The organism is Moraxella sp. CTOTU46934 (genome assembly GCF_031979465.1).
Taxonomy (GTDB): Bacteria; Pseudomonadota; Gammaproteobacteria; order Pseudomonadales; family Moraxellaceae; genus Faucicola; species Faucicola tetraodonis.
Window position 1 is genome coordinate 1 of record NZ_DALZEG010000005.1, and the last position, 22,539, is coordinate 22,539.

Sequence of the window (22,539 nt, forward strand, 5' to 3'; positions counted from 1 at the left end):
CGATTTCTAGTGTGTTAATTTGATATAGGCTAAGGTTGTAGCTGTCCCATAGGTCAATGACTAGTTTTTGTCCTTTGGCTAAACTAAGCTGTAAGGTGGATTTTAAGCCTTTTTTACCTGTTTGGTGTGTGGCGATGTGTTTGATGGCAGATTGTTTAAACGGTAGCCAACCCAAGCTTTTACGCTTTGATTTTGGGTTATTGGTTCGCCAGTTTAGTTTGGCTTTTTTGAATTGGCGACGCGATTTGGCGTGGGTTTCATTGATGGCTTGGATAGTCTGACTGTGTAAGCCAAGTAGTTCACCGCTACCTTTGGTGTAGTCGTTTAGGTCGTAAGCACTAAAGAACTTGCCAGTCTTTTGCAGATGCTTGTAACTCAAGTCATTCACATAGTTCCATACGAAATTCACTAAACCGCTTAGACGGTTAAGCTTTGCTGTGTGTTTGTCTCGTATGCGTAGCTTGAGTGTTTTCATGCAAATTATTTTAGCAAAATTTATGCAAGCGTTATAGTGTATGAGTTGCCTTATATCCACCGCCTAAAGTCGGTGGTTTTACGGCAACGGATGATAAACTGGATGATTAAATATCTTCAAGCTTTAGCACATCGTAAGCAGGGGTTTCATACGGGTGTGCCTGTTTTAACGCTTGCACCACCGCTTTGATGCGCTCATCTGCAACCACCATCTCGACTCGCCATTCTTCGATTGTTTGTAATTGATTGGTGGTACCAATAAAGGCTTGATTGCCTGCCAATGGCATAAACTGTCCTGTACCCAACACCTGCCAACAGCAATACTGATAATTGCCAATCTGCCCTGCCCCTGCGTCAAACAAGGCTTGCTTTACAGCCTCTAGGTAATCGGTCGGTATGTAGGTGGTGAGTTTATACATGGGTTGCCTTATTAATTAAGCCGTTAAGCCCTATCATCATGGTTTTGTATTTGTTTTAATCTAGCTTTAATCTAACATAGTTTTTTTGCAAAAAGCGCGTTGGCCGTCGGTTTTTCGTTGATTATTCTCCCGTTTTAAAAAAATTTACCCTTAAACGCGCTATATATTATACAATATTATATAATATATATTATTGTGAAATGCTTAGGTGGCGTATGGTGTTATTTTCTATTGCAGATTATAGTCATCCATTGGTGGGTGGTATGTTGATTGGGCTTTCTGCGGTTATGCTGTGGTGGAGTATTGCCAAGATTGCTGGCATCAGTGGCATTGTCGCCAGTCTCTGGCAGCCAAACTCACCTGATTTTGCTTGGCAATTGGCGTTTTTTGTGGGCTTGCTGGTATCGCCTTGGCTGGTTGGTCGGTTGTTTGGTTTACCAACCATCGAGGTAACCCCATCGCCTTGGCTGTATGTCATCGCAGGGTTATTGGTCGGTGTGGGTACGCGGATGGGCTCAGGGTGCACCAGTGGTCATGGTATCTGTGGCAATGCACGTTTTTCACCCCGTTCATTGGTGGCAACCATTGTCTTTATGTCCGCAGGGTTTGTGACGGTGTTTATCGGTCGTCATTTGTTGTCATTGATTTAATTGAGACGTTAGGGACATCTATCATGCGAAAAGAAATTGTGTTATTGATTAGTGGTATCTGTGGGTTAGTTTTTGGTACAGGCTTGATTGTCAGTGATATGGCAAACCCAAAAACCGTGCAAAGCTTTCTTGACCTTGCAGGTGAGTGGAATCCTGCGTTGATGTTTGTGATGATTGGCGCGCTCATTGTCGCCACCATCGGTTTTAACTTAAGTCGCTTAAAAAAGACCAGCCTATCGGGTGCGCCGTTTCCACCGATTCGCCGCGGTATTGATAAGCGCTTGGCGATTGGGTCGATGATATTTGGTGTCGGTTGGGGCATCGCTGGTATCTGCCCTGCCCCTGCGGTGGTTCTCATGGGCATGGGCATCTGGCAAGGGGTAGTATTTTTTGTCGCCATGCTAGTGGGTATGGGCATGGTGATAGCGTTTGATAAAACCCAATCAGCTTAGTCATCATTAGTCATCAGTAGGGTGAAATAACCGATAAAACCCAGACGCCATGAGCCAGCTTGCTAGTTGCTGTGGCGTTTCTGTTTGCCCTTGCCGCACCCAATGAATATAGGTGTGATACAGCATTCCTGAGGCAAATACCAGATTGTACTCCCCGCTTTTATCCTGATTTGGCGCGCTCGTAGCTTGGCAAGTCAATGCCTGCTTTTTGCGGTATTCGACAAAAATTTTGCTATTAAGGAGGGTGTCTAAAATCAGCCCTTCAAAGCCTTGATTGAGCAAAATCTTGGTCGACAACTCAAACTTGCTCAGATAATCAAACACTTGTCGCAAAAACGCATAAAACTCGCCCTCGCTTGCCGCCGTCAAGTCGATAAAAGGAAAATCATCCTCAATCTGCGCCAAATAGTCTTTGAGTAGCGCAAGTTTGCTATCGTAATTGCGATAATACCCCATGCGACTCACACCCGCCTTTTGGGTCAGCTCGGTGACGCTGATATCGGCAAATGGGGTGGATTCCATGAATTTGAGCAGCGCTATGGCGAGCGAACGTCTGACCACGGTGTTGGCATTGCCCATGATATGCGCCTGCTGTCCAAAATCACTCAAACTCGACTCAATACTTGTACCCGTGGGCGATGGAAGCGGTGTGAAGGTTGGCTTTGGCATGCGTTAATCCTTTTAACTCAATCCTTTATTTAATCTATCAAAACAAAACAAACCCAAATGTCACAGTTGCTGCAGCCTGCTGAAAAATTAGTATACCCTAATTAGGTAGCGGGTTGAACTGTTTAGCGCTAAACCGCTGTTATACAAAGACAGATGCAGCCAAAAAGCCACTGCAAAGTAGCCTGCGGCAGGTCAGCTATAAGGACAACTATTAAGGAAAATAAGGGGAAAGCGATACATGAAAGGTCAATCATTTGATACGGATTTTTTGGTCATAGGCTCAGGCTTTGGCGGTAGCGTCTCGGCGATGCGACTGACCGAAAAAGGCTATCGCGTGATTATCGCGGAGCAAGGCAAGCATATATCGCCCGAGACCATGCCCAAAACCGTGCGCGATATCAAGCAGTTTTTGTGGTTGCCTGCGCTCAAGTACAAAGGTTTTTTTTCGCTTCAGCTATTTAAGCATGTCATGGTGTTGCATGGTAACGCGGTGGGCGGTGGCTCAATCACTTATGCCAACACCTTATTACAGCCAGAAGACAAAATCTGGCAACAAGGTAGCTGGGCAGGGCTTCACGACTGGCAAGCGGTGATGCCACAACATTATGAGACCGCCAAACGGATGCTAGGCGTGAGCCAAAACAAAAAAGTCGGCAACGCCGATTTGATGCTACAAAAAATGGCAAACTTAAGTGGCGTGGGCGATAGTTTTTATCTTACCGATGTGGGCGCCTACTTTAGTGACCATGACACGTATGCTCATCCGCCTGTCAATGGCGACCCGTATTTTGGTGGCGCAGGTCCTAAGCGCAGTCCCTGTATAGGCTGTGGTGGCTGTATGGTGGGCTGCCGTTATGGTGCCAAAAATACCCTAGATAAAAACTATCTGTATTTTGCCCAAAAAAATGGCGCTACCCTGCTCGCTGAAACCAAAGTCACGGATATAGTACCGATAGCTGATGCTAGCAAATCGCCTGGCGACCCTGCCTATCAAAACGGCTCGCAAGGCTATCGGGTGACGCTACAATCGACGGATAAAGGGGAGTATCAAATCACCACCCAACAGATTGTACTGTCAGCGTCCAGCCTCGGTAGCCAAAAACTGCTGTTTGAGCAGCGCCATAAGGGCAATATGCCCCATATTTCCCCTTATCTTGGCAAGCGTATCTATACCAATGCTGAATCTTTGCTAGGGGTGCGATTTTTGGATGACCAACATGGCGCCATGAGTGATGGCGTCGCTATCGGCTCTGGGATTTATTTGGGCGATGGCACACACATTGAGGCGACGCGCTATCCTGAAGGTTTTAATATTGCGTCATTTTTGGCGACGTTAAGCAATTATAAGAACGGCAAAAAAATGTCGCTACTGGCTTGGTTATGGTGTTTTATAGTGCAGTTTATCGTCAAGCCCCGTCAGACGTGGCGTGCATTTCGACCGCATAATATGGCAAAACAAAGCCTTATCTTGCTATGTATGCAAAGCACGCCCTACGCGCTTGAAATGCGCTATCAAAAAAGCCCGTGGTGGCGGGCTTGGTTGGGTAGCCGCTACCATATGCAAACCCATGGGAAGTCGATCCCCGCCTTTATTCCAGCAGCAAGCGCGTTTGCCGAGCAGATGGCAACCCAAATGGGGGGCGTTGGTTATGGTGTGTTGTCGGAAGTATTTTTGAATATCCCGACCACCGCGCATTGTATGGGTGGGATTTCGCTGGGCAATTCTGCAGCAGATGGCGTGGTTGATAAGTACCACCGATTGTTTAATTATCAAGGGTTTTATGTCTGCGATGGCGGCAATATCTCGACCAACTTGGGCGTCAACCCAAGCCTCACCATAACGGCGTTGACAGAGCATGCCATGAGCCATATTCCGCACAAATCAACCCAGTCACCGTACCCTGCAGATACCACAAGGCAAAACGTGACGCTCGTTCAAAAAGATGCTAGCAAGATACCGGCTTAACTGCTATGTTGAGTTAAAATTTAACTAAATGATTGGGATAATACACATGACACCTCAAGACAACTGGGATGCAACTAATTTGGATGCAACTATCAATACCATGCAGCAGCAGTTCGACATCATGCGGACAGCTAGCCGTCAAGACCAATATGTCGATTGGTCAATTCGTAGTGCGCGGCTAAAAAAGTTAGAACAGCTGGTGATGGACAACCAAAGCGAGATTATCACCGCTATTCATGCCGACTTTGGACAACGCCCAGCGGCTGAAACCACCATGCTTGAACTGTTCCCAACGCTTGAAGCGATTCGTTATACACAAAAGCACGGCAAAGCTTGGTCTGCCAAACAGCCCGTCAAAACTGGGATTTGGTTTTTGCCCGCTCGTAGCTATATCCAGCCGCAGCCGTTAGGACTCGTGGGCATTATTGCACCTTGGAACTATCCGTTGTATTTGGTGATTGCGCCACTGGCTGCCGCATTGGTGGCAGGCAATCGTGCGATGCTCAAAGTCTCAGAAGCGTCACCGAATTTTGAGCGGTGGCTGGCTGATGCGTTACCCAAATACTTTGGCGCAGACGAAGTGACCTTGATTACAGGGGATGTCGAAGTCGCGCAAGCCTTTAGCCAATTACCGTTTGACCATTTATTTTTTACCGGCTCTACCGCAGTGGGCAAACATATCATGAAAGCCGCTGCTCAGAATTTGACCCCTGTCACCCTTGAGCTGGGCGGCAAATCCCCTGTCGTGGTGACGCCAAGCGCTGATGTGGCAAAAACTGTCAACCGCGTATGGACAGGCAAAACCATGAACGCAGGGCAAACCTGTATTGCGCCTGATTATGTGTTGATGCAGGCGGATAAAAAACACGCCTTTATCGAACAATCAACCGCATGGCTTCACGCCCACTACCCCAATCTTGCAGACAACCCTGACTATAGCTTTGTCATCAACCCCAAACAAGCCAGCCGCGTGCAAGGTTATCTCGATGAAGCCAAACAGCGCGGTGCCACCCTCATTCCACTGACCGATTATGAAGTGAATATTGACACTGGATTTTTCCCACCGATGATTGTCACCGATTTACCAAGCGATGCTAAACTGCTGACAGAGGAGATTTTTGCCCCTGTATTGCCACTGGTGTCTTACCAAGACTTGACGCAGGCAGTGGCGTATGTGAATGAGCGTGACCGCCCACTGGCGCTGTATGTGTTTGGCGAGGACAAAGCCGACACCGACTACGTGCTCGCGCATACGGTGAGTGGCGGCGCGTGTATCAACGAAACGATTTTTCACATTGCCCAGCAAAATCTGCCGTTTGGCGGTGTCGGGGCATCGGGGATGGGGCGTTACCACGGCAAATATAGCTTTGATACTTTCTCTCATCCAAAAGCGGTGTTTAAACAAAGTCACCTTAACTTCGCGCATTTGCTCCAACCACCGTATGGCAAGACCTTTTGGAACATGATGAAGGTGATATTAAAAGCCTAGTGCTTGCAATGCTTAGAGAAGCTTGTATTGATAACCTTGCCTAGATAACCTTTACTGTCGCTCTTGTAAATTGGTAACATCATATGAGCTAGCTCATTGGTACGTGCTAGCTCATTGGTAATAGTTGTCGTGCTTTTTGAGCCACCAGTTCATGTTATCTTGGCGTTTGGCGCGAAATTGCGCCAATCTTTTGGCAATAGCCGCATTGTGCGCTCGCGCGGTATCAAGCCCAAATAGAATTGGCACACTGACAAGCACGCCATAGCGCCATTTTGGGCTAGGCAGTCCCAAGCCATCGCCAATATCATCACCCACTAAAGTCCGGGTAACACTGGCATTGACCCGCTCAACCAGATGTCCACGTCTGTTATCCTCACCCATAATTTGCGAGGGTAAATCATGCAGCGCTTTGGCGAGAGGTTTACCAAATTCAAAATCTAATTGCTGGGTTGCCAAATAGCTATAAAGCCATGCCCACGCCTCGGTTTCATCTTCAGGAATCCGCGCCAGCTCAATCCCCATCCACCAACTCGCCAGTTGCCATAAATGCATAATGCCTTGTGACTCTTCGGCGCTGATTCTTGCCCCCAGTAATTTTAGGCCGCGCATAATGAGTAGCGAAAACTGCAAGTGGGTTGCCACCATATCGGTTTGGTTAATGGGTAACCCCCAGTAGTCACTGTCCCAATCATGACTGCATAATTGTTGTCTTACCAGACCGTGTATCTGACGCACTTGCAGACTTTGTCGCCAGCCTTCTGTGCCAATTGCCAATGGGGGTTGCTGGTTGCGGCTAATCGCTGGATACTCAGACACTGCCAAAATATATGCATAGGTTCGCATGAGCCTAGGCAGTGCATCATGCACTAACGCCCCTGTTTTGATGAGTGGCAATGACAGCGCAGGGATACTATACCCTGCCATTAGCGCGACATTACGCAGTAACCAAATCAGCATCAACGGATAGCGCCGATAGGCAATTGCGCCAATCTCGGCAAGCTTGGCATCATACCAGCTCGGATATTGGCAAAACTGCTGATAAAGCGTCTCAAACGCTGGCTGTTGCAATAACGCTTTGGCTGCTGATACGTTACTCGTTTGCGCTATCCCTTGCTCATGCAAAATCAATTGCTGCAGAGGTTTGGCAAATTTGATACCGCTGGATAACAGCGTATCGACAGGCTGATCTGCGATACCGTACCCCTGCTGCATCTGTTGCAATAAATCCTTTGGCACCTCAAAATCACGGGGCAATAAAAATCGTTTGATACGCTGCAACACTTGTAAATCAGCATGGTGGTCAATGTCAGTATTGCGCCCCAGTGTCGGCAAATCGGTTTGATAAAGCGGGTTCATAGCAGTGATAAATCAGTAATGAATGAATAGATAGCCTAGCGCATTTTGGCAACTAAAAAACACCTATGCAGCAAAAAAATCGAATTTTTTTGTTTAAAAATGTTAGACCTCAATCGACTGGGTGTATTTACTGGATGAATTTTACCGTAGCTTGCCTGATGGGTTTCAATGACCAACCAGTGGGATAATGACTGTTTGGATAATGATGGGTTGGATAATGATGACTAGCCAACCAGCAACAAATCATCGAGCAGCGTAAAGCCGATGTCAAAGCCGCGCAGGCAAAAGTAGCACAAGTTAAAACCCAGCTAGAATTGTCTATCCAACAGCTTAAACGACTTCAATCCTTGGTCGGCGTTGGCGCCGTGTCACAAAATGAAGTCGATACTGCCAAAGCGGCAGTTAAAAACAATGAAGCACTGATGAGCCAAGCAATGGCCAGTGTCGATGTCGCCCGCGAAGGTCAAAAAACCGCGGAAGTGGCAAAGATTGGTTTGGTGGCACAGGTTAAAAGCGCCAATGCACAGTTAAAACAGGCCAATACCAACCAAGAATATGGCTTAATCACCGCGCCGACCTCAGGTAAATTAGGGCAAATCAATATCCGTACCGGTCAGTTGGTGACGCAAGGCACGCAGTTGGTTTACCTCATTCCAAAATCGATGTGGGTCATTGCCAATTTTAAAGAAACCCAAATTGATAAAATGAAAATCGGGCAAAAAGCGTGGTTTACTGTCGATGCCCTAGGCAAACAAAAATTTACGGGGGTAGTCAAAAGCATCTCCCCCGCAACAGGGTCAGAATTTAGTGTCATTAAAACCGACAATGCCACCGGGAATTTTACCAAAGTGGTACAGCGCATTTCTGTACGCATTGACATCGATGGCAACCAAAGTCGTCTGAATGAATTGATGCCCGGCATGTCGGTAGTGGCAACGGTAGATACGTCAAGTTAGCAAATTAACCCTTTTTTATTCTCCTTGGCTAAACGCAGTTTATTCAGATAGGCTTAAAAAATCTTTCGCTAAATAAGCTGGGTTAGGATATTGATAGAACCCCTCACCCGTGGCTTCACCCAGTTTGTTAGTATCGACCAGTTCTGCTTTGAGTTTTTCAGCGGGCTGCTGCAAAGAGGGGTCCATTTTTGCCAGTTCATTAAAGATGTTGTAGTTGGTTTTCATGCCATTTTTATCCAAAATCGCCATCGGTCCAAAGGGTGAACCCGTGGCTATCATCCACGTTTTATCAATGGTTGCGGCGTCGGCAACGCCGTTTGCCCACAGTTTTAACCCCGCTACCAACAACGGAATCAATAAGCTATCAAGCACATAGCCCGATTGTTCTTTTTTTACCGCTATCGGTAACATGGCAATGGCTTTGGCAAATTCGATGACGTCAGCATAGACTTGTGGGTCGCAGCTTGCTGCCGCCATCAACTCCACCGTATTACGGATATGGATGTGATTGGCAAAATGCAGCATCAAGAATTTTTCTGGACGGTTAGTAAAGGTCGATAACACGCTTGGCAATAGCGTCGATGAGTTACTGGCAAACACGGTTTTGGCAGGGGCGGCGGCTGAGGCTTTGCTATAAAAATCTTTTTTGATGTCTAAGCTTTCTGGCACCGCTTCAATCAATAGGTCTGCATCTTTTAACGCCTCATGCAAGTCCGTGGTGTAAGCCAAATTTTTGCTAGCTGCTGTCACTTGGGCATCGGTTTCACCTAGGTCATGCTGATGCTGATTGGCAAGGTCGGTAAAGCGAGCTTTCGCCTTAGCAATCGCGTCATCGTTAATGTCATAAATAGTCACGTTAAACCCATGAAACGCACATTGCACCGCAATTTGGTTGCCCAATACGCCACTACCTGCCACGGTAATATTTTTATAGGGTACTTTGGATAAATCCGCTTTAGGTGGTTTTAAAAAGTCAGGATTTTTAAAGGCGGGATTGGGGTATTGATAAAATCCTTCGCCCGTTGGCACACCCAGTTTATGTTGCTCGATATACTCTTTTTTAAGCATATCGACGACCGCTTGGTCCTGTTGTTTGCCCTTAGCCACAGCAAGCTTGTAAATATTGTAAGGGGTAGTCAGCCCCAGCATATCATAAAAAGCAAATGGTCCCATCGGCGAGCCTGTGCCAAGCATCCAAGTTTTGTCGATGGTTTGAATGTCAGCAATGCCTTGGATATACAGCTGCATCCCTGCATTTAGCCAAGGATTGAGTAGTGAATTTAGTACATAGCCCGAGGTTTCTCTGTTGACGATAATAGGCAACATACCGATTTGTTTGGCAAACGCGGTCACCGCATCAAATACATTAGGGTCAGTATCGGCATGCGACATAATTTCGGCAAGATTGCGCTTCCAAATCTCATTGGCAAAGTGCATCATCAAAAACTTGGCAGGACGGTCGGTAAATTTGACCAAATCACTGGGCAACATGGTAGATGAGTTACTGACAAATACGGTTTTTTCGGGTGCGGCTGCTGAGGCTTTTTGATAAAAATCTTTTTTGATGGCGACATCTTCGGGCACCGCTTCAATCAACAAGTCTGCGTCTTTTAAGGCGGCGCTTAAGTCTGAGCTATAACACAAGTTTTGCTCAGCCTGTTTGGCTTGTTCGCTTGTTTCACCCAAATCAGCCTGATGACGTTTGGCGATATCGGCAAATTTGGTTTTGGCTTTATTGAGTACCTCGTCATTGATATCATACACAACGACTTTAAAACCATGAAACGCCGCTTGTACGGCGATTTGATAGCCCAAAACACCACTGCCTGCGACTGTTATGTTTTTAAAGTTAGAAAGGTTATTCGATTCTGACATACTATGCTCCTAGATTAATGGGCAAATACGCAACTTTATTTTTGGTATTATCGTATTTGCTGTAGACTATTTTTGATTAGATTAAAAGAAAAAAAACCGTTAGCCCAGTCACAGGCTAACGGTTGTTGAATGATTGAGGGCGATGTAGTTTTTTACCCAATGGGTGAAATCTTACCCCAAACAACGCCCCCATAACCGCCCCGCTACTGGTTTTTTGCCAAATTTACAGGCTGTAAAAATCTTTATCAAATGCCTGTTTTAAATTGGTTGGCTCGGCACGTTTTTTATGATTTAAACGATGGCGAGTGGTCGAGGCGGTTTGATAGGCACGCAGTCGCGCGTGTTGTAAGTTACCAATCGGACGGTTGGCTTCAATACAGCGAAACGGGGTAAATGACAAGTGTTCCATGATGTCAAAGTTACCGTCATCCGGCACATCTTGGCAAGGGATGGTGAGTTTTGCCACTGTCACAAACGGGGCGTCTTTTTCATCCCATTCTTTGGTCAAGTCATTGATGGGTTGGTCTTTTAAGTTACGGCACAGCTGGATTTGCACATCAAACTCATAATCATGCTCACGGATTTCTTGTAAAATCAAAGGACGAATCGCCTCGCTAGTAGCGTTGACATCTAGGTCACGGCGTTTGATTTTGGCTTGTGACGCTTTGGTCGGCGCCACACGGATTTTTGCCATATAGTCGCCATGACGCACCGCCCCTTGTGAGTAAAAACTGTATAACAAGGTATTTTGCGGTTTGATGGTTTTAAACTTACTAAAAGCCCTAAAAGTCTTGAGGGATTCTTTGGATGGCAGTTTTTTGCCATATTGGGTAATCCAGTCAAAGGCAAATTTGGCTTGCCCTTTCGCGCCTTTGGCAAAATAATCATTTAATTGTAAAAATAGCCGTGAAATATAACTATAGTCTTGGATAGTATTACAAAAGAAAATAGGAAAATTAATCAGATTGTAGTCAAAGTTTGGGCTATCTGGCTCATCTGGCAGTAATTTGTCGCCTTTGACACCAAAGACTTTAATCGCCAACCCTTGAGAAAGCCCCAACTTGTTGTCGGCAGCCACACGAGATGAGCCGTTAGAAAAACGAATCACTGCTTCATGACGAGCGGGTTTGGCATAGATACCTTGGGCATATTCTTTGGGCAGTTTTGGTAAAATCTCAAAGTTGGCTTTTAACGCACAGTAGCCTTTGGCATGGGCATCTCGGGTGTGATAATTGATTTTGCTAACCGTGTCTGATTTGCCGATATAATCACGAATATCTGCAGTGATTTGGTCGATGGCTTTTTCATCGTCACTCGTAAGCTGGTCGATGGCTGGGTCAAACTTGGCATAACGACGACCGAATAATTTATTTAACATGATGATTGTCCTTTGTTATTTTTATCAGGTTAGGTTTACTAAACCCACCTAACCTTTTTTTATTTAGATTTACTCTAATATGAATTTTCGTTAAGCTCACTAATCCATTTGAGTGCCGACAAGCTCGGTACAAAAAGATATTCACCGCCTTGTAGGGTATTAAATTGCAAAATATTGGTATGACGCTTACGAATTGGCTCATCGGGTACGGTGAACACATCGCTATCAGCGTCACTACCTGCGTGTACGCCTAGCATTGGGTCACGTTCTTCCCCAAGGTTCATAAAGTTGCCGTCATTAATCCATTGGCTTTGCAAAAACTCAAGCGTGTCCATGGCATGGGCGTTGATACCGATAAAAAATAACCCCCGCTCTTGACCATCGTCTTGGGTCACGTTGGGCGGCACGATATCGCCATACGATACACTACGGCGGATGATACGGTGAAGACGCACATCACTTAGAATAAAATCTTTGGTATTGCGGGGGTTCATACGGCGAGCATGGGCACCAAACGGGCAGCCTTTGCCATAGGGATCGTCCGTGTAGTCAAATTTATTGTTTGCTACATTGTCTTTGCCGAGGGCTTCATCATCATGGTCTGGGCTTAGGGTGATGGGGGCACCCGAACGCCAGCGACCAAACATTTTTGCCCCCAATTTATCGGCTTTAGCTGGGTCATTGTCGCTTTGTTCAAGGCAATAGCGGTGAAAGTCAGCGACATTACTGCGGTATTTTCGCAGTACCATAAACGAGCCGTTTTTACCCAATACTTCAGGCTGTGGCATGGGGGGTACCACGCCCGCTTCACCTTTATAACCTAACACAAATTCACCCGCCGCAATCGGACGTTCGGTGTTATTTTCAAGGCTGATACCACTGCCATCAACTTCTGGGTTACTGATGCCATCGCGATAACCAAACACGTTTTTGACGTCACCATCTACGCCAAAATCATGTTCCACCAAGATTTCGATGGCGTTACGGCTGGTATCTAGATAATGGGCAAACGCCTGTTTAAGTTCGGCAAGTTTGGCTTGCCATTTTTCTTGGCTATCGGCAATCACCGCGCCGCAAATATGAATATCGCCTTTATCACCAAATGGCGCAAGCCAGTTGCTAGGGTCATTATCGCCTTTGTCACCTAAGATATCGGAGCGACCTGCCATACCTGTTTTGAAATTTTCTGGGAAAGAATCAAGCGAGCTTTGCGGTAAGCCTAAAGCTTTTAGCCCCTCATACGTCATCACAATAGTCAAATTGGCATCCATATCTTTTTGGAAATTTTTTGAGCCTGTGACGTTTGGTAATACTGCTTTTAGTAGTTCACGACCCGCGTTGCTGTCATTGACTTTTAGCGCGACAAGCGTGCCATAGTAAGGCGCCGGGCGGTCATGCAAGATGATGGCTTGAATATCCTCAAGCTCTATCGTGGCGATATTGGGATAGATAGCGTTCGTTGCCCGTGTGGTGACGCTGTGCAGCTGCGTGCTGATTTTTTGTTTCGCTTCATGTACCCGTTCTTTGACACTACCTTTTTCACTGGGTGTATCACTGTGTTCAAATTTGTCTTTAATGGCCTCTATGCCATGCTCGATACCATCTTGTAGATGGGTTTTTAATTTGCCCAGTAGGCTTTCATTCGCTGGGTTGTCGTTATTCATGGTCGTTCCTAGCAGGGAATTTTAAAAATTTGATGCTAAGAATCTGCTCACCATACACCACGCTAAATATGGCTTGTGGTAAAAATCACGCAACAAATGGCTTTTGTATCTAAAATTTGACATAAAGCTTGCTCATTTATAGTACGCTTAGACTAATACCCTTATAATAGTATGCTGATAAACGTGATATAGTGAAGACAGGTTCTAAGCGGGATTATTGGGCTTGTTCAATGGCTTTATTGATGCCACGCACGATTTTGTCATTACGCGCAATATCACGAACCGTCAGATGAGGCACACCCACATACCAACCGGTAGCGGTAATCTGATGGTCAAGAATGAATTGCTTGACAGTCGGGTCTTTAATCCCAGGCCAACCCTCTACATTACCAAAAATTAAGTCCATGAGTTCTGGAATTTTGGTAGCAAAGTCATTAATATAGGCATCCCAGTCGCCATCATAGGCGGTACAAAACAGTAGCTTGGTGTCATTATCTAAAAACACTAACCGCAAATCATGCAAGGTGCCTACATTGGTCGCCCCTGCAAGATTGCCTTTGGTGATTTCTAAAATTCGTTTGATACGAGCCGCCCCATCTTTAGTTAAGGGAGCGATGGCGGTGAGCTCAGACACTTTGCCTGATTTTAAGCCCTTTTCACCGGCACTGGTGACAGAATGGTCATAGCCATCATTAGCGCCCTCTTTTAGGTTTGCCATGAGCATTTGGGCTTTTAATGCCACATCGTCTAATAAAGAAAGTTTTTCGTTGTTTTCAGTTGTCATATTTATTGCCCTTATAGTTAGTTGATCATTAATTGACGTGCATGATTTAAATTTATTTATCCCATTATTTTATTATTTAAAATTTAAATCTTTTTAATTATATAAGCCGTAAAAAGTAAAAAGCGCTAAATTAACTTTTATCACTAATAAAATTACATAACTAAACTATTGATTAAAAAATGACATACTAGAAACCATAAAACCGAAGCATTAATTTAAAAAATTCTCATTACAATCAATAGATTATTTAACTTTTAAATATAAAATCTGTGTAGAAAAATCACTTTTCCTGCTATGTGGGACCTCAAAAAATTTGGGACCTTGGACTTTGATGATTAACTTTGGCAAAGTAGCTTGCTGGTCTAATCTCACCCTATAACTGGCTACCACTTTTAAAAAAAGTCTATCAGTTAAAAGATTTATCAGTTAAAAGATGCTTATCATGGCTAGGGTACATTCCACTCACCCTGTCGGATGATAGATATAGATAGGTATAATAGGTAAAACCGAGGCGTAAAACGTGCCTTAGTTAGCACGTTTTATCACAAGCATTTAAGAGGCCTTTAATATGTATTTAAGATGAAGTTAAGAGGCGATGGCGTGTTTGGGTGTTTCAGTGGCAGGTGTTTTTGAGGCTGCCGTATCACGGGTTTGTTGCGGAGGTGCATAGTTATTAGCGACAATTTCACCAAATGGTCCTGTCAAATTTGGCTTGACCAAGGTGTTTTGTGTGTCTATCGGTAACAACGGGAAAACCAATTCAGCAAACCGATAGGCTTCTTCCAAGTGTGGATAGCCTGAGAAAATAAAGTTATCAATGCCCAAATCGGCATATTCTTGAATACGTGCGGCAACGGTTTGTGGGTCGCCCACCAGTGCGGTGCCTGCGCCACCGCGCACCAGTCCAATCCCTGCCCATAAGTTGGGCGAAATTTCTAAGTTATCACGGCGACCGCCATGCAAGGCCGCCATACGCTGTTGTCCCACTGAGTCCATTTGGGCAAATTTGGCTTGGGCGGCGGCAATGGTGTCGTCAGTGACATGACTCAATAATTCATCAGCGGCTTGCCAAGCGGCTTCATTGGTTTCACGCACAATCACGTGCAGACGAATACCATAACTTAATTTGCGACCTTTAGCAGCGGCTTTGGTTTTAAGCTGCTCAATCTTCTCTTTGACGGCAGCAGGCGGCTCACCCCAGGTCAAATAGCTGTCAACTTGTTCGGCAGCCAGTGTTTGCGCCGCCTCAGATGAACCGCCAAACCACAACGGCGGATACGGCTGTTGTAGAGGGGGATATAGCAATTTGGCATCTTCGACTTGCAAGCGCTCACCGTTAAAAGTAAAGGATTCGCCTGTGTGCGAGCGGGTTAAAATCTCTCGCCAAATCGTGGTGTATTCACTGGCTGTCTGATAACGCGTCGCGTGGTCTTCAAAGATGCCATCGCCTTTAAGCTCTTGTTCATCGCCGCCTGTGACCAGATTAAGCAGTAATCGACCATTTGATAAACGATCAAATGTGCCTGTCATACGAGCAGCAAGCGCGGGTGTCGTCACCCCAGGGCGTAATGCCACCAAAAATTTTAAGCGAGTGGTCGCATCAATGAGACTAGCAGCGACCAGCCAAGGGTCTTCACATGAGCGACCTGTCGGAATCAACACGCCTTCATAGCCAAGGTTATCGGCTGCCACGGCAATTTGCTTCATATAAGTATGGTCAACGGTTCTTGCCCCTTTACTCGTGCCTAAATAACGACTGTCGCCATGTGTTGGTATAAACCAAAAAATTTTCATCGTAACACCTGCTTGTAAGCTCAAAAATTGATTAAGATAACTCGCCTTTTGTCATGGGCGGTTTATCGGTAGCCATAAGCTTAAAGCAAATATCGCGCAATAAAAAATAACAAAAATTGCTTTGGTTAGCACAAAAAATACTTAATAATTTTGCTGCTAACCCTATCAATTTAATCGCTAAAGCAGTGACATAAAAAAAGCTTTACAGTTTTCACCATAAAGCGTTTTATCGTCAAATGAAGTCATATCAACACTAGATAAACAAGCCCAAATCTTAAAAATAGCACAGCAAGCGAGACAACAAGCGAATTTGACGCGTATTACATCGGATGTAGCAGATGATAAGTTTTGCCAACTTGCTTATCAGTATTTAGCGTTAGCTGCTAGGTTGTATGGCATCATGCATTGTTGTTTGGGTTAATGTGGGGTTACACAAGGCTAAAAACTGATAGCCAAATCCTCGTAAAAAATGCCCTTGTCGCACCGCGAGCAAGGTGGTATTTTGATGAAATAGCGGCTCGCAATTGAGTAATGTTAACTGGGTGTCTTTATTGGGATTGAACGCCATATCCGCGATAATACCAATGCCCATGCCAAACTCCACATAGGTTTTTATTACATCAGAATCCAACGCCGTCATCACGATATCAGGCTGTAATTCTGCTTTGGCGAACGCTTCATCAATCATCGTTCGCCCGGTATGGCCACTAATGTAAGTGATAATCGGATAATGGGCTATGTCGGCAAGCGTTACCTGTTCAAGCTGGGTTAGCGGATGGTTTGGCGGCACCACAATCGCATGATACCAGTGATAATAAGAAAAAGTCACAAGCTCGCTATAGCTTGACAAGGCTTCGGTAGCAATGCCAATATCCGCTCGTCCATCAAGTAGCATTGCCGCAATTTCTGGCGGTGCGGCTTGTAGCAATCGCAAATGCACTTTAGGAAAAAGCTGTTTAAACGCTTGCACAACGGGCGGCAAAATATAACGAGATTGGGTATGGGTGGCTGCGATGGTCAATTCGCCTTTATCTTGGCTGGTATATTGTTCAGCCAAGGTTTTAATATTGCTGGCATCATGTAGCATCCGCTCTACAATGACCAACAATTCTTTACCCGGCTCGGTCAAACCTAAGAGCCGTTTGCCCTTACGCACAAACAGCCCTACCCCAAGCTCATCTTCTAAGTCTTTGATATGTTTGGATACACCCGATTGTGAGGTAAATAATGCATTGCCTACTTCCGTCAAGTTATAGTCACAGCGTACCGTTTCTCGAATAATACGAAGTTGTTGAAAATTCATAGTCTGTTGCCCCAAATAATCCGATAATGAATAAAATTAGTGTAAGCCGAGCAGCCTAGGACAACAAACGCCTATCAAACAAATTAATATTCCAAAATTACATATATCACTCACACAAAAAAACAAAATTAGAATAACCCAAGCAGTTTGTTGCTCGGGTTGTATTTACTCATACTGAGCTGGTGATGTCAGCTAATACGCACTAAGACATGCGCCCTTTAGGCGACGGATGGATGGTTTTTAAGGGATGATTGAGTAGTTTGCGGGTGTAGTCTGGCTTCGGCACTCGATAAATCTGGCACTGCCACAGAGGGTAATATTTCGGCTTGTTCGACTTGTTTATTAATGCCTAACTGCTGATTGGCTTGCGCTGATTTTTCTTTAATGGCTTGGGCGCGTCGGCCTTTGGCGGGTGCCCACTCAAGTATCGGTAACGCGCGCGCCACCGCTAACACAATACGGTCACGCAACTGTTGGCTTGAGACGGTGTATTCTGGGGTAAAGTCTTTATCCGTCGCATACACGCCAATTGGCAATGTCTGGGCTTGGAAAAAACTAAACAATGGGCGAAGTTGGTGCTCTAGTACCAGTGCATGACGCTCGCTACCGCCCGACGCTGCCAATAATACCGGCACATCCACAAGCGCGGTTTGCTCCACAAAGTCAAATAAGTGTTTAAACAAGCCGGTAAAAGACGCGCGATACACCGGTGTTCCTACAATCAAGGCGTCCGCCGCCTCAATCGCTGCCAAGTCGTTTTGTACTCGCTCTGGCAGTTGGTTACGATAAATCGCCCCACTGAGTAAAGGCCCGATTTCACTAAGCTTGATAAAATGCACGTTGATGGGCGTGGCTTGTGCCAACTCATCTACAATATTTTGCACCAGACTTTCGGTTTTTGATGGTGTGTTGAGCCCACCCGATACCGCAACGATATTGAGTGGAATGGCTGGATTTGGTTGATTTGTGAAATTTTGAGTGATAGACATCTTTGTTCCTTAATTTAGTGTAATCAGATAAATCGATGACATGTCGATAACCCCATTAAACGAAAAATTAAGCCGTTTGTGAAACAACAATATCTGCATTATTTAGCTGATTTTTTGCTATATCAAATTTGCCATATCAAAGTGGTAAATCTGCAGAGCTACAATTGGCGTTTATCGACCCATTGAGCCAAACTATCGCCTGTGGCTTGCACCAACATCACCAATGCCACCAAAACGACAATGACTGATACCATCATTTGCACATCAAAGCGCTGATAGCCGTAACGATAGGCGATATCGCCCAAGCCACCCGCTCCAATTGCCCCAGCAATGGCAGACGAATTAATCATGGTGACAATCGTCACGGTAAACCCGGCAATAATGCCAGGCAATGCTTCGGGCAATAAGACATGCCGAATAATCTGTGTACGGTTGCAGCCAATCGCTTGTGCCGCTTCTATGAGCCCTGGGTCAACTTCACGCAGACTCACTTCGGCAATTCGAGCAAAAAAAGGCGTCGCTGCTAAGGTTAACGGTACCACGGCTGCCCACACACCATAGCTTGTACCGACAATCATTCGAGTGGCTGGAATAATAGCCACCATCAATATCAAAAAAGGAATGGCACGCACAATGTTCACAGACCAACCCAAACTTAGATTGGTCAAAAATGATGGGGCAATACCTTGCTCGCTTGAATTGACCAATACCAATGCGATCGGTAACCCCAATAAAAATGCTAAAATCGCTGATACGCCAACCATAATCAGGGTATCAATCAACCCCGTCAGTAACAATTCAAGCATAACCAATTACCTCCACATGCAAAACTTGATGTCCCAAGCGCTGGGTCAATTGCGCGACATCTAAACCCGTGGTTGCGACGCCAACGACGATATTGCCTACCAAATAGCCTTGAATGGTATCCACTTGACTTTGATACAAAGAGACGGGCGCTTCAAATTGTGCAAAAATTGCCTTTAAATCAGGGGCAGATTTTCTTGGGGTAACGTATCTTAGGTTGAGCAAAGTATGAGTGGCACTGTGTTTGTCGGTGAGTTTATCCTCACCCAAATCAATGGATGACTGATTATAGCCTAGTAATTCTTGGGTCATGGTGTGCATGGGTGAGGCAAATACTTTCCACACCGGTCCTGTTTCAACGATTTGCCCTTGGTTAATGACAATCACTTGGTCGCAAATATCTCGAATGACTTGCATTTCATGGGTAATGAGCACAATGGTAATGCCAAGTTTTTTATTAATTTGCTTGAGTAACTGCAAAATTAACTGGGTACTTTCTGGGTCTAGTGCTGATGTGGCTTCATCACACAATAAAATTTTGGGTTCATTCACGAGCGCCCGCGCAATGCCTACCCGCTGTTTTTGACCGCCTGATAGCTGGGAAGGATACATCAATGCTTTATCACTGAGACCCACCATCTCTAGCACTTGCGCCACACGTTTATTGATATCAGCCTGACTTACTTTGGCGACTTTTAGGGGCAAGGCGACGTTGTCTTGTACCGTTTTACTCGACAGCAGATTAAAATGCTGAAAAATCATACCAATGCCTTGTCGCAGCTGTCGCAGCTGTGTTTGGTTCAGCGCTGCCACATTGTTATCATCGATATAAACATGACCATCACTAATCGACTCCAAGCCGTTGATAATGCGTAACAACGATGATTTGCCCGCCCCGCTTTTACCGATAATACCCAGAATTTTGCCTGTTGGCACCTCAAGTGAGATATCTTTTAGTGCATGAATCGCTTGCGCTTGTCCTTGATAAAACTTATTGACCTTATCGATTCGGATATAGGGAGGTGATGAATGACTGTCATCTTGGGTAATATGAGTAAACGACTGCATAGCATGATCCTTTGTAATTGTTATGGCTAAAACTTGTTAACGCATTACGAGGTCCAACCTGGAAACCAAAGTTTTCCCCCGATTTCTTTGTCAAGCACTTGTTTTACGTTAGGGGAAGTTTGATAAATGTGAATAAATTTTTTCAGCTGTTCGGCTCGTTCAGGATTTTTTTGGGCAAAATCATCCCGGGTGACAAATAAAATCGCATAGCGGTTGTTGGTGGTATCATCAAGGATTAAGGCTTGATTGGGGTCAATGGTTTTGGCTAAGCGCAAATAATGCGGGTAGCTAAACACCAAATCAGCATCATCAACCGCTCTTGCGGTCTGCGGGCCTTCGACTTCAACAAATTGCAATTGTTTTGGATTGCTGCTGATATCGCTTAAGTTAGACAGAAAATTATTTGGGTCTTTTAGCCCAATTAATTTTGCCTGTTGCAGCAGTAGTAGCGCTCGCCCTTGATTAACAGGGTTGTTTGGCACCATGGCTGATTAAAATCCGTCATGCTAATTCCTTACCGCCAAATGCTTGAATAAGGCATCATGGTAAAGATTTTTTTTCGCAAAGATAACCAAGATATTTTGCTATCTATAGCAAGAAATGTGATGAAGAGAATGTCATTTGATTGATTATGTGAGCATAAAAAAAGCCCATTAATTTTTTAATGGGCTTTTGCTAAATAAAGGGTGCCAAAGAGTGCCAAAAGGTATCAGTGGCTTGTCATTTGCCGATGGGGAGACTCAATGCACCGCTAAAATCTTATCAAGAACAATTTGCTCAAGTGGCGCAGTTTTAGTCATGTTATTACGGGGATGTGGCAATAAGATTGGCAAGTCTAGTCCAATTTTGCCTCGTTCAATTAAAATCACCCTGTCAGCAGTAATGACCGCTTCACTGACATCATGGGTCACTAAAATCACCGTAAATCGATGTTCTTGCCATAATTTGACCAATAGTTGCTGCATATCAAGACGGGTTAACGCATCTAGCGCCCCCAATGGCTCATCAAGTAGCAACAGCTGGGGACGATGAATAATCGCTCTGGCCAAAGCCACTCGCTGCTTTTGTCCCCCTGACAATGCCGATGGCCAATCATCAGACCGCTCTGCCAAGCCGACTTCCGCTAACGCTTTCAACGCTTGCGCTTTCCAGTCTGGCGTTTTTAGCCCAAGCCCCACATTTTCCAGTACCGTTTTCCAAGGCAACAATCGGTCATCTTGGAACATCAGCCGCGTAGATTGTCGCCATGCCTGAGGTGACATGGCTTGGTTGGCAATTGACATGGCTGTCAACTCCCCGCTACTCGCTGTTTCTAACTGCGCAAGTAAACGCAGCAATGTTGATTTACCACAGCCACTGTGCCCGACAATAGCAATAAAATCCCCACTTTGAATGTGCAAATCTAGGTTTTTAATGACTTCTCGATTGTCAAATTTTTTGACCACATTTGTTAAGCTTAAAGCCAATCCTGCTGAGGTTTTTAATGGCGTTCTGGATGACGCTGACAATGGTGCTGACAATGGCGTTGACATTAGTGTGCTCCTTGTTGGTAAGCGGGGTGCCATTTGAGCCAAACAAATTCAAGCTTTTTGGCAATAAAATCGGCTAAAAACCCTAATAATGCATAAACCAAGATTGAAAACATAATGATATCAATCTGAAAAAACTCGCGAGCGTGCATGGCTAAATACCCAATGCCTGTGGTGGCCGAAATGGTTTCCGCCACAATCAGCGTCAGCCACATAATGCCCAATGAAAAACGCACCCCCACCAAAATACTCGGTAATGCCCCAGGTAAAATCACTTCTTTAAACAATGCCCAACCTGTTAAATCATAGCTTTTTGCCATCTCGACCAGATGTTTATCCACATTACGCACACCATGATAGGTATTCAAATAAATCGGAAAAAATGTGCCAACTGCCACCAAAAAAACCTTTGCCGCTTCATCAATCCCAAACCACACGATGACCAAGGGAATTAATGCCAAATGTGGGATGTTTCTCAGCATTTGAAAGGTGGTATCCAATAACGTGCGAAATACAGGCAAAGTGCTGGTCAATAGCCCAAACCCCAACCCAAACAACCCGCCAATCAACAACCCCGCAAACGCTCGCAGCGCACTGATACCGAGATGCTGCCAAAGCTCACCACTTTTTATGAGTTCATAGCCTGCTTGAAGAACGGCACTGGGTGACGAAATATTTTTAAGATAAGCTTCAGGCAGTAATTGAAAACTTGCTACCAGTTGCCAACCCGCCAACATGAGTAACGGCAACCACCAACCCCCTGTACGCCCAAATAGGGTTTTAACAACCTTGCGGGTTGACAATGTCTTGACTGGCGCATTCACCCTTATCGGTTTCGTCGGTAGCGGCTTTGATGCCGCTACCACTGAATTATCCGCAACAAAACTTGACGTTTTCATAAACAATCTCTCAATGCAAAT

The 22,539-nt window shown here is 45.2% G+C and carries 19 protein-coding genes and 2 pseudogenes; 5 read left to right on the top strand and 16 right to left on the bottom strand.

Features of this window, described 5'->3' with window-relative positions:
- A partial coding sequence (locus RTN07_RS05615) for a nuclease/transposase family protein (protein ID WP_472796758.1) occupies positions 1 to 475 on the bottom strand: 475 nt, incomplete at its 3' end.
- 106 nt (positions 476 to 581) lie between these two features.
- Positions 582 to 893, bottom strand: a complete 312-nt coding sequence (locus RTN07_RS05620; protein WP_138018521.1) for a YqfO family protein — start codon at positions 891 to 893, stop codon at positions 582 to 584.
- A gap of 215 nt (positions 894 to 1,108) precedes the next feature.
- Between RTN07_RS05620 and RTN07_RS05625 the strand changes: the two genes are divergently transcribed.
- Complete coding sequence (locus RTN07_RS05625) at positions 1,109 to 1,543, top strand: YeeE/YedE family protein (RefSeq protein ID WP_312176462.1); 435 nt, start codon at positions 1,109 to 1,111, stop codon at positions 1,541 to 1,543.
- Between the two features lie 23 nt (positions 1,544 to 1,566).
- Positions 1,567 to 1,995 (top strand): DUF6691 family protein, encoded by a 429-nt coding sequence (locus tag RTN07_RS05630; protein WP_312176464.1) that lies wholly within the window; start codon positions 1,567 to 1,569, stop codon positions 1,993 to 1,995.
- Between the two features lie 6 nt (positions 1,996 to 2,001).
- Here the strand turns inward: RTN07_RS05630 and RTN07_RS05635 are convergent, their stop codons facing one another.
- Positions 2,002 to 2,664, bottom strand: coding sequence for a TetR/AcrR family transcriptional regulator (locus tag RTN07_RS05635; protein ID WP_007117057.1), 663 nt, complete (start codon positions 2,662 to 2,664; stop codon positions 2,002 to 2,004).
- Between the two features lie 238 nt (positions 2,665 to 2,902).
- Between RTN07_RS05635 and RTN07_RS05640 the strand changes: the two genes are divergently transcribed.
- The gene (locus RTN07_RS05640) at positions 2,903 to 4,630 is read left to right on the top strand and encodes a GMC oxidoreductase (RefSeq protein ID WP_312176467.1); all 1,728 of its coding nucleotides are present in this window, start codon (positions 2,903 to 2,905) and stop codon (positions 4,628 to 4,630) included.
- 46 nt (positions 4,631 to 4,676) lie between these two features.
- Complete coding sequence (locus RTN07_RS05645; RefSeq protein ID WP_312176469.1) at positions 4,677 to 6,119, top strand: coniferyl aldehyde dehydrogenase; 1,443 nt, start codon at positions 4,677 to 4,679, stop codon at positions 6,117 to 6,119.
- Between the two features lie 111 nt (positions 6,120 to 6,230).
- Here the strand turns inward: RTN07_RS05645 and RTN07_RS05650 are convergent, their stop codons facing one another.
- Positions 6,231 to 7,475: an oxygenase MpaB family protein gene (locus RTN07_RS05650; protein WP_312176470.1), complete on the bottom strand. Its 1,245-nt coding sequence runs from the start codon at positions 7,473 to 7,475 to the stop codon at positions 6,231 to 6,233.
- 224 nt (positions 7,476 to 7,699) lie between these two features.
- On the opposite strand from RTN07_RS05650, the pseudogene RTN07_RS05655 reads away from it, so the two are divergent.
- Positions 7,700 to 8,431 (top strand): annotated as a pseudogene (locus RTN07_RS05655) (HlyD family secretion protein); the annotation flags it as partial.
- Between the two features lie 39 nt (positions 8,432 to 8,470).
- On the opposite strand, the gene RTN07_RS05660 reads toward RTN07_RS05655, so the two are convergent.
- The 12 genes and pseudogenes from RTN07_RS05660 to RTN07_RS05715 form a co-directional block, all read right to left on the bottom strand.
- Entirely contained in the window at positions 8,471 to 10,306 is a 1,836-nt protein-coding gene (locus RTN07_RS05660; RefSeq protein ID WP_312176472.1) for a 3-hydroxyacyl-CoA dehydrogenase, read from the bottom strand.
- A gap of 223 nt (positions 10,307 to 10,529) precedes the next feature.
- The gene (locus RTN07_RS05665) at positions 10,530 to 11,684 is read right to left on the bottom strand and encodes a catalase family protein (protein ID WP_312176474.1); all 1,155 of its coding nucleotides are present in this window, start codon (positions 11,682 to 11,684) and stop codon (positions 10,530 to 10,532) included.
- A gap of 74 nt (positions 11,685 to 11,758) precedes the next feature.
- Complete coding sequence (locus RTN07_RS05670) at positions 11,759 to 13,348, bottom strand: Dyp-type peroxidase (protein WP_312176476.1); 1,590 nt, start codon at positions 13,346 to 13,348, stop codon at positions 11,759 to 11,761.
- 214 nt (positions 13,349 to 13,562) lie between these two features.
- Positions 13,563 to 14,132: a hypothetical protein gene (locus tag RTN07_RS05675; protein ID WP_007394488.1), complete on the bottom strand. Its 570-nt coding sequence runs from the start codon at positions 14,130 to 14,132 to the stop codon at positions 13,563 to 13,565.
- A gap of 585 nt (positions 14,133 to 14,717) precedes the next feature.
- The gene (gene ssuD / locus RTN07_RS05680; RefSeq protein WP_309595844.1) at positions 14,718 to 15,926 is read right to left on the bottom strand and encodes an FMNH2-dependent alkanesulfonate monooxygenase; all 1,209 of its coding nucleotides are present in this window, start codon (positions 15,924 to 15,926) and stop codon (positions 14,718 to 14,720) included.
- Positions 15,927 to 16,302: 376 nt separating this feature from the next.
- On the bottom strand, positions 16,303 to 17,229 hold the full coding sequence (locus RTN07_RS05685) for a CysB family HTH-type transcriptional regulator (RefSeq protein WP_312176480.1): 927 nt from the start codon (positions 17,227 to 17,229) through the stop codon (positions 16,303 to 16,305).
- Positions 17,230 to 17,447: 218 nt separating this feature from the next.
- Positions 17,448 to 18,218: an FMN reductase gene (gene msuE, locus RTN07_RS05690; RefSeq protein ID WP_312176482.1), complete on the bottom strand. Its 771-nt coding sequence runs from the start codon at positions 18,216 to 18,218 to the stop codon at positions 17,448 to 17,450.
- Between the two features lie 158 nt (positions 18,219 to 18,376).
- A complete protein-coding gene (locus RTN07_RS05695) occupies positions 18,377 to 19,024 on the bottom strand; it encodes a methionine ABC transporter permease (protein WP_050324623.1) in 648 nt (215 codons plus the stop codon).
- Positions 19,017 to 20,090: a methionine ABC transporter ATP-binding protein gene (locus RTN07_RS05700; protein WP_312176484.1), complete on the bottom strand. Its 1,074-nt coding sequence runs from the start codon at positions 20,088 to 20,090 to the stop codon at positions 19,017 to 19,019. Before RTN07_RS05700 ends, RTN07_RS05695 begins: the two co-directional genes overlap by 8 nt.
- A gap of 44 nt (positions 20,091 to 20,134) precedes the next feature.
- Positions 20,135 to 20,575 (bottom strand): annotated as a pseudogene (locus RTN07_RS05705) (MetQ/NlpA family ABC transporter substrate-binding protein); the annotation flags it as partial.
- 255 nt (positions 20,576 to 20,830) lie between these two features.
- Positions 20,831 to 21,622 (bottom strand): ATP-binding cassette domain-containing protein, encoded by a 792-nt coding sequence (locus tag RTN07_RS05710; RefSeq protein WP_312176486.1) that lies wholly within the window; start codon positions 21,620 to 21,622, stop codon positions 20,831 to 20,833.
- The gene (locus RTN07_RS05715; protein ID WP_138018502.1) at positions 21,622 to 22,518 is read right to left on the bottom strand and encodes an ABC transporter permease subunit; all 897 of its coding nucleotides are present in this window, start codon (positions 22,516 to 22,518) and stop codon (positions 21,622 to 21,624) included. Before RTN07_RS05715 ends, RTN07_RS05710 begins: the two co-directional genes overlap by 1 nt.
- Positions 22,519 to 22,539: the final 21 nt, after the last annotated feature.

Excerpts from the sequence above, each read along its gene's own strand:
- RTN07_RS05685 (WP_312176480.1), bottom strand. The coding sequence starts at position 17,229 with ATGAATTTTCAACAACTTCGTATTATTCGAGAAACGGTACGCTGTGAC.
- RTN07_RS05715 (WP_138018502.1), bottom strand. The coding sequence starts at position 22,518 with ATGAAAACGTCAAGTTTTGTTGCGGATAATTCAGTGGTAGCGGCATCA.
- RTN07_RS05645 (WP_312176469.1), top strand. The coding sequence starts at position 4,677 with ATGACACCTCAAGACAACTGGGATGCAACTAATTTGGATGCAACTATC.
- RTN07_RS05625 (WP_312176462.1), top strand. The coding sequence starts at position 1,109 with ATGGTGTTATTTTCTATTGCAGATTATAGTCATCCATTGGTGGGTGGT.
- RTN07_RS05675 (WP_007394488.1), bottom strand. The coding sequence starts at position 14,132 with ATGACAACTGAAAACAACGAAAAACTTTCTTTATTAGACGATGTGGCA.
- RTN07_RS05640 (WP_312176467.1), top strand. The coding sequence starts at position 2,903 with ATGAAAGGTCAATCATTTGATACGGATTTTTTGGTCATAGGCTCAGGC.
- RTN07_RS05700 (WP_312176484.1), bottom strand. The coding sequence starts at position 20,090 with ATGCAGTCGTTTACTCATATTACCCAAGATGACAGTCATTCATCACCT.
- RTN07_RS05620 (WP_138018521.1), bottom strand. The coding sequence starts at position 893 with ATGTATAAACTCACCACCTACATACCGACCGATTACCTAGAGGCTGTA.
- RTN07_RS05695 (WP_050324623.1), bottom strand. The coding sequence starts at position 19,024 with ATGCTTGAATTGTTACTGACGGGGTTGATTGATACCCTGATTATGGTT.
- msuE (WP_312176482.1), bottom strand. The coding sequence starts at position 18,218 with ATGTCTATCACTCAAAATTTCACAAATCAACCAAATCCAGCCATTCCA.
- RTN07_RS05670 (WP_312176476.1), bottom strand. The coding sequence starts at position 13,348 with ATGAATAACGACAACCCAGCGAATGAAAGCCTACTGGGCAAATTAAAA.
- RTN07_RS05635 (WP_007117057.1), bottom strand. The coding sequence starts at position 2,664 with ATGCCAAAGCCAACCTTCACACCGCTTCCATCGCCCACGGGTACAAGT.
- RTN07_RS05660 (WP_312176472.1), bottom strand. The coding sequence starts at position 10,306 with ATGTCAGAATCGAATAACCTTTCTAACTTTAAAAACATAACAGTCGCA.
- RTN07_RS05630 (WP_312176464.1), top strand. The coding sequence starts at position 1,567 with ATGCGAAAAGAAATTGTGTTATTGATTAGTGGTATCTGTGGGTTAGTT.
- RTN07_RS05650 (WP_312176470.1), bottom strand. The coding sequence starts at position 7,475 with ATGAACCCGCTTTATCAAACCGATTTGCCGACACTGGGGCGCAATACT.
- RTN07_RS05665 (WP_312176474.1), bottom strand. The coding sequence starts at position 11,684 with ATGTTAAATAAATTATTCGGTCGTCGTTATGCCAAGTTTGACCCAGCC.
- ssuD (WP_309595844.1), bottom strand. The coding sequence starts at position 15,926 with ATGAAAATTTTTTGGTTTATACCAACACATGGCGACAGTCGTTATTTA.
- RTN07_RS05710 (WP_312176486.1), bottom strand. The coding sequence starts at position 21,622 with ATGTCAACGCCATTGTCAGCACCATTGTCAGCGTCATCCAGAACGCCA.